Origin of the sequence: Paracraurococcus ruber, from assembly GCF_004353985.1 — a bacterium.
Lineage (GTDB): Bacteria > Pseudomonadota > Alphaproteobacteria > Acetobacterales > Acetobacteraceae > Paracraurococcus > Paracraurococcus ruber.
Window position 1 is genome coordinate 1 of the sequence record NZ_SMOA01000480.1, and the last position, 2,517, is coordinate 2,517.

The 2,517-nt window shown below is 76.6% G+C and carries 2 protein-coding genes and 1 pseudogene; 2 read left to right on the plus strand and 1 reads right to left on the minus strand.

The genetic code is table 11. The annotated features are described in order from the left end of the window. Positions 1–681: pseudogene (locus E2C05_RS30970) on the minus strand (hypothetical protein); the annotation flags it as partial. A gap of 347 nt (positions 682–1,028) precedes the next feature. On the opposite strand from E2C05_RS30970, the gene E2C05_RS30975 reads away from it, so the two are divergent. Together E2C05_RS30975 and E2C05_RS30980 are read left to right on the plus strand one after the other, a co-directional pair. Continuing rightward, a complete protein-coding gene (locus E2C05_RS30975) occupies positions 1,029–1,487 on the plus strand; it encodes a MaoC family dehydratase (RefSeq protein ID WP_133223455.1) in 459 nt (152 codons plus the stop codon). After that, complete coding sequence (locus tag E2C05_RS30980; protein WP_133223456.1) at positions 1,487–2,452, plus strand: Bug family tripartite tricarboxylate transporter substrate binding protein; 966 nt, start codon at positions 1,487–1,489, stop codon at positions 2,450–2,452. The genes E2C05_RS30975 and E2C05_RS30980 overlap by 1 nt, the downstream gene beginning before the upstream one ends. Positions 2,453–2,517: the final 65 nt, after the last annotated feature.

Here is a 2,517-nt window from a genome sequence, read left to right on the forward strand (position 1 = left end):
CTCCAGCGCCAGGGCGGCGCAGCGCAGGGCCTCGGCCCGCGCCTCGGCATCCTGCTGCCGGGCGAGGCCTTCGAGCTCCAGCCGCCGCAGCTCGGCCGCCAGGCCGTCGCGCGCCGCCGCCAGCCGGTCGGCCTCCGCCTTCGCGCGCAGCGCGTCGATATCGGCGATGCCGCCGGCGGCGCTCTGCGCCTTCATCCGCAGGGCCTGGGCGGCGGCGAATCGGGCGGCCGCCTCGGCCTCGCGGATGCGGGCGCGGGCGGCGTCCAGCGCCGCCTGGATGGCACGCTGGTCGGCCGCGCGGGCCTGCTGCAGCGCCGCCAGCTCCTGCCCGGCAGAGGCGATGCGCCGTGGGAGCGCGGCGAGCCGCGCCGCCGTCTCGGCCAGCTGCAGCCGCTGGTCGGCCGTGTCGAGATCGAGCAGCGGCTGGCCGGCCGCGACCTCGTCGCCGATCGCGACATGGATGGCGGCGACGCGCCCGGCCGCGGGCGCCGGCAGGTGGTGCGGCAGCTGCACCACCTCCAGCCGGGCATGGGCCGAGGTCGCGTGGACCGTCACCTCGCCGAGCAGGAACCAGCCCAGCCAGGCCGCCAGCAGCAGCAGGCCGATGGCCCAGGCGACCGGGGCGCCGGCGGTGGTCTCGCCGGCCAGCGCCCGGGTCGTCTGGCTGAAGGCTGTGGGCAAGCCGGCCTCCCCCGCCGGGAGAAGCCGGCGCGCTCGCGCGAGCGCGCAGGCCGCCCCAGGGCCGTCATTGGCGGGGCGGCATCGCGCCCCGGCGGCGCGTCACGCCGCCTCGCGAGGATAGGAGCAAACATCGCCCGGCGGCAAAGGCCCTTGGCGGGCCGGATGCGGCGGGCGGCCGGTTCCGGCGCGGCTCGACGCCGTGTCAGGTCCGGCGCGGCTTGACGCCGCGGAAGGTCCGGCGCGGCTTGACGCCGTGGCAGGTCTGGCGCGGCTTGACGCCGCGGAAGGTCCGGCGCGGCTTGACGCCGCGGGGCGGCGGCGGCGAGCCTGCCGGCGGAGGGAACGCAATGATCGAGGCGCCGCGCCTGCTGGGACAAGGCTACCACTGGCAGGATTTGGCGGTGGGCCAGCGTTTCCGGACCTTCCGCCGCACCGTCACCGAAGCCGACCTGATGGGCTTCGTCGCCCTGACGGGGATGCAGGAACCGCTCTTCGTCGATGCGACCTGGGACGGCGCCCTGGGTGCGCGCCCGGTGCCCGGTGCGCTGACCCATGCGCTGATCGAGGGCATGGTGCTGGCGGGCATGGCGCATGGCACCGGCCTGGCGCTGCTGGAGACGACGATCCGGCCGATGGCGCCGGTGCGGGTCGGCGACACCATCGGCGCCGAGGTGGTGGTGGCGGCGATCCGCCCGACCAGCGCCGGCGGCCGCGCGGTGGTGACGAGCGCGATCGCGGTGACCAACCAACGGGAGGAGAGGGTGATGGACTACACCGCGGTGCGGCTGCTGGCAGGGCGTGGCTGATGCGCCGCCGCGGCATCCTCGGCACGGCGCTGGCCCTGCCCTTCGCCATCCCGGCGGCGCGGGCGCAGGACGCGCGGCCGATCCGCCTGGTCATCGCCTTTCCCGCCGGCGGCCCGACCGACGTCATCGGCCGCCTGGTGGCGGAGAAGATGGCCCGCGCGCTGGGCCAGACCGTGGTGGTGGAGAATCGCGGCGGCGCCAACGGCAATATCGCGGCCGAGGCGGTGGCGCGGGCCGAGGCCGACGGGTCCGTGCTGCTCTACAACACCTCCTCCATCGCCATCAGCCGGGCGCTGTACCGGCGGCTGTCCTACGACCTGCTGCGGGACCTGGCGCCGGTGGCGCTCACCGCCTCCGCCCCGTCCCTGCTGGTGGCGGACCCGCGCCTGCCCGTCCGCAACGCGGCGGAGTTCATCGCCTGGGCGCGGGCGAATAGCGGGAAGATCAGCTACGGCTCGGGCGGGGTCGGCAATGTCTCCCACCTGCAGGCCTTCATGGTCATGCGGCATATCGGCGCCGAGGCGACGCATGTGCCGTACCGGGGCACCGCGGCGGCGCTGACCGACGTGGCGGCGGGCAACGTGCAGTTCATGTCGGACGCCTTCAACACCGCCCTGCCGCAGGCGCGGGACGGGCTGGTGCGGGCCATCGCCGTCTCCTCCCTGGCCCGGGCGCCGCTGCTGCCGGAGGTGCCGACCATGGCCGAGACCGGGCTGATGCCGCCGGGCAGCGATACCGGGATCTGGCAGGGCATCATGGCCCCGGCGCGCACGCCGCCCGAGGCGATCGCGCGGCTGAACGGCGCGGTGAATTCCGCGCTGCGGGACGAGGAGGTGCGGAAGCGGCTGGCGGCCATGGGCGCGACGCCCAGCGGCGGCACGGCCGGGGACTATGCGCGCTACCTCGCCGCCGAGGTGGCGCTCTGGGCCCGGGTCGTGCAGGAAAGCGGCGCGACGGCCGAGTAGCGGCCGGCACCGCGCACCAGCCCGGGCGTGCGGCACGCCGGCGCCGCGGCGGGCGCGGTGCGGCC

What these genes read in the sequence shown, in the direction of transcription:
- E2C05_RS30975 (WP_133223455.1), top strand. Translation starts at nt 1,029, where the DNA reads ATGATCGAGGCGCCGCGCCTGCTGGGACAAGGCTACCACTGGCAGGAT.
- E2C05_RS30980 (WP_133223456.1), top strand. Translation starts at nt 1,487, where the DNA reads ATGCGCCGCCGCGGCATCCTCGGCACGGCGCTGGCCCTGCCCTTCGCC.